3 protein-coding genes are annotated in these 3,940 nt (G+C 43.9%); 2 read left to right on the top strand and 1 reads right to left on the bottom strand.

Annotated features, from left to right (window positions below):
• The first annotated feature begins 215 nt into the window (after positions 1-215).
• Positions 216-701, top strand: a complete 486-nt coding sequence (locus tag LC605_RS31565; protein WP_229551338.1) for a DUF2243 domain-containing protein — start codon at positions 216-218, stop codon at positions 699-701.
• 172 nt (positions 702-873) lie between these two features.
• Positions 874-1,506 carry a DUF4129 domain-containing protein gene (locus tag LC605_RS31560; RefSeq protein ID WP_229551337.1) on the top strand — a complete coding sequence of 211 codons (633 nt, stop codon included), beginning with the start codon at positions 874-876 and terminating at the stop codon, positions 1,504-1,506.
• A gap of 552 nt (positions 1,507-2,058) precedes the next feature.
• Here LC605_RS31560 and LC605_RS31555 read toward each other — a convergent pair.
• A complete protein-coding gene (locus LC605_RS31555) occupies positions 2,059-3,345 on the bottom strand; it encodes an aspartate aminotransferase family protein (RefSeq protein ID WP_229551336.1) in 1,287 nt (428 codons plus the stop codon).
• Positions 3,346-3,940 lie beyond the last annotated feature (595 nt).

The following is a 3,940-nucleotide window of genomic DNA, read 5'->3' as shown; positions in this document are numbered from 1 at the left end:
ATTAATCGCGTCTCTCCCGATATATCTACTACCTTAGTTGAGACTGCTGTCTAAAAGACATCTGGTGAGAATGTAGAGACGTAGCAGTGCTACGTCTCTACAAGAGTTCTGGATTACGCATATTTAAGTTTAATAATCGTACTTGCCTCAAGATAGAAGATATTTTTCCTAAAAGAGTTGTATTTTGGTGAAAAAGCCTATCTATGAGGTTGACAATGGAGGCAAAGAATGAAACCCTCAACCGACGCACACCACTAATTACTGCTGGAATTTTTCTTGGTGTTGGTCTTGGAGGGTTTATTGATGGAATTTTACTGCATCAGATCCTCCAGTGGCATCATATGCTCAGTAACATTCGACCTCTGACAAACACAGCGAATATAGATTTGAACATGGTATGGGACGGGTTATTTCATGCCTTGGATTGGGTATTCACCGTGATCGGACTTGTGTTACTATGGCGTGCGGGAGGGCGTGATGATGTTCCTTGGTCATCACAGACCTTTATTGGGTCAATACTTATTGGTACTGGGTTGTTCGATTTGGTTGAAGGTTTAATTGACCACCAAATTCTCGGTGTTCATCATGTGAAACCAGGCCCAAATCAGTTAGCTTGGGATCTAGGATTTCTGGCATTCGGTGCGCTACTTGTCATTATCGGCTGGATAATGATAAAAAAGTCAAGAGTCATTAGTCATTAGTCATTAGTCATTAGTCATTAGTCATTAGTCATTAGTCATTAGTCATTAGTCATTAGTCATTAGTCATTAGTCATTGGGCATGGGGCATTGGGCATTGGTCAATAATAAATAGTTAGTTCTTTTTTCCCTGCTCCCCTGCTTCCACTGCTTCCACTGTTCCCCACTCCCCGTTATGACAGATACTTTTGAAAAAACTAGCTGGAGTTGGCAATTGTCTCAATTCCAACAACAAGCGGGAGAATGGTGGGAATACCAGTTTTACCGCCTCGAAAAAGCTCTACGAGAATTGCCTACTGGATGGTCGATTAGCCCTTGGCTAGGTGACTTGCTGAAATTCCTGTTTTGGTTGGTACTAGGCTTATTTATAGTTTGGGTGGGTTGGCGATTGTGGCGAGAATTCAGTCCTTATGTATATTCTTGGCTGAATAGAACTGGCAATCTCACTGATTTTCGTGTAAAAACTCGCTCTAATGATTCATCCATAACCCTTTTGTTGGAGCGATCGCAAGAATTTTACCGTCAAGGTAATTACCGTGAAGCTTGCCGTTGTGTTTATTTAGCAATGTTGCAGCAGTTGCATCAAAATTCGATGTCTAACGACAAGCCGCAGGGCGTCTACGCACCCCACAAACTCAGCCGTACAGATGGTGAATATCTCCAATTACTGCGATCGTCTGTGACTGCTATACAGCCTTATGAAACTTTAATTACCACTCACGAGCAATTATGTTTTGGTAATGCCGAGATTTTGTCAGATAATTATGAGCAGTGTCGGCAAGCTTATCGAGAAATTTCTCAAGAATGAAAAAGCCCTGGCCAATAGAATTCACGGCTATACAAACAAAGCCCAGCGACCTAGGCTAAGAGAAAATTAAGGTTTTTAACTCGCGTAGGCGGGTAAAGTCTCGTGTAGAAGCGGTTTCTAACCGCCCTTTTAAGCAAGTCGGCAAAAATAAACCAAACTATATTACGAAATGTAAATACACCTTAAACCCTTATAAATCAATACGCTTGGGTTAAGAGAATAGTAGGTTGGGTTGAGCGTAAGCGTTACCCAACAAAGTCTCGATAATGTTGGGTTTCGTTCCTCAACCCAACCTACACCAGATTTAGTTTTTAGCCTTAACTGAACTGTATTGCCTTATAAATGACGAAGGACAAATGACAGCCTTAGCCAGTTAGCTTTATTTGCGTCGCTCTACTTAAGGTTAAGTAGAGCGACGCAAAATCATGAAAAGACGAACCGCAAACGCGAGTGCGTCTCCCCTTCTCCCAAAGGGAGAGGCTAGCGCCAAGGGAGAAGGACGCCAAGTACGCCAAGAAATAAGAGTTGCAGAGAGTTTTTGCGTAAGTCCTGTTAAGTTAATTTGGTGACAGTAGCGATCGCCTTTTCCACAGCTTCCAAGGCAGTGTTGACTTCTGCCTCTGTGACAATTAGCGGTGGCACAAACCGGATTACTTTTGGCCCAGCTGGTACAAGCAATACACCCTCTTTGATGGCAGCATTGACAACATCGGCTGCGGTTAGTTGAATGTCGGCTCGCAACTCCAAACCGTTAATTAAACCCCAACCCCGAACTTCGCCAATGTGCTGAGGATATTTTGCGGCGATCGCCCTCAATCCACATCGCAATTGTTCACCCCTGTCTTGCACATTCTCCAAAATATTTTCCCGTTCCAATGTCTGGCAAACACTGAGTGCTACACCACACACAAAAGGATTGCCGCCAAAGGTGCTGGCGTGTTCCCCTGGTTGAAAAACATCGGAGAATTTCTTGCTCATCATTGCACCGATGGGGATACCGCCACCTAAGCCTTTAGCACTGGTGAAAATATCCGGTTCAACGCCGAGATGTTCGTAACCCCATAATTTTCCACTGCGCCCCATACCAACTTGCACTTCATCAAAAATCAATAAAACGCCAGTTTCGTCGCAAATCTGCCGGAGCTTTTTGAAATAGGCTACATCTCCCGGACGTACACCGCCTTCTCCCTGCAATGGCTCAATCAGAATCGCCGCTACACGGTAATCGCCTTCATCCAACTCACTAATCGCTACTTCCACAGCGTTAATATCGTTGTAATTTACGTAGTGAAATCCAGGTACTAAAGGATCAAAATATTTTTGATACTTCGGTTGCCCAGTGGCGGTAACTGTTGCCAAAGTCCGCCCGTGGAAACTCGCATTGGCGGTTAAAATAATTGGTTTTTCAATTTCTAATACTGTATGGGCATATTTCCGCGCCAGTTTAATTGCGGCTTCGTTAGCTTCAGCTCCAGAGTTGCAGAAAAATACGCGATCGGCACAGGAATGATCAACAAGCCATTTTGCCAATTCACCTTGCTCAGGAATGTAGTACAAGTTAGAGACATGATGCAGCTTCTGCATTTGGCGTGTCACCGCTTCTACCATCACTGGGTGGGCGTGTCCTAAAGTACAAGTAGCAATTCCCGCCACAAAGTCCAGATATTCCCGCCCCTGTGTATCCCAAACCCGGCATCCAGCACCCCGTTCTAAGGCTAAAGGAAACCGGCCGTAGGTAGACATGACAGCTTCATTAAAGCTATCTGCATCAAAGGGACTAGATGCTGACCCGGAATCTGGGGGGATGGTGGCTTGTTCAACGAGAGTTTGTAGGCTCACTACCGCTCCTCCTGAAAGTTTCTCATTATATAATTATTTACTAGTTTCCTAGAAATATCTAAAAAATACTTTTTATTTAGTAGCACAACTTGTACTTATTCTTAAGATAACGCTTACATAACCTTAAAATGCTTAGCGTTGGGTTTCCTTTAGAATTGTGTTTTGTGGGATTGTCTCAGTACAAAACCGTTTAATTCTGTGCAGCCCTTCATGGCATAATTTTAACTGCCACCACAAGTTATCTAACTTAAACCACGTCGATCTTGAAACCCGTAGTTCTTCCTAGTTCAAAAGGATTTGCCCTCATCCCCCAACCCCTTCTCCCATATATGGGAGAAGAGGAGCCAGAATTTCAAAGTCTCTCTCCCATATCTGGGAGAGGGATTTAGGGTGAGAGCAAAAACTACGGTTCTCAACTTAGATGAGGTTTAGGTGGGCAATTATTTGTTTCTACAAGACAGACTTAAAGTCAACAACCCAGCCCTAAAGGGACTGAAGCTCTGTAAGAGCTATGTTGACCCGACCACCTAGAAATAGGTAGCCGTTATTTGAGTCACGACACCTTGGGATACGCAGCCAGTCCCTCGCTCTGTCG

The organism is Nostoc sp. CHAB 5836 (assembly GCF_020829445.1).
Taxonomy (GTDB): Bacteria; Cyanobacteriota; Cyanobacteriia; order Cyanobacteriales; family Nostocaceae; genus Nostoc.
This window is presented reverse-complemented; position numbering and strand designations above follow the sequence as displayed.

Excerpts from the sequence above, each read along its gene's own strand:
- LC605_RS31560 (WP_229551337.1), top strand. The coding sequence starts at position 874 with ATGACAGATACTTTTGAAAAAACTAGCTGGAGTTGGCAATTGTCTCAA.
- LC605_RS31565 (WP_229551338.1), top strand. The coding sequence starts at position 216 with ATGGAGGCAAAGAATGAAACCCTCAACCGACGCACACCACTAATTACT.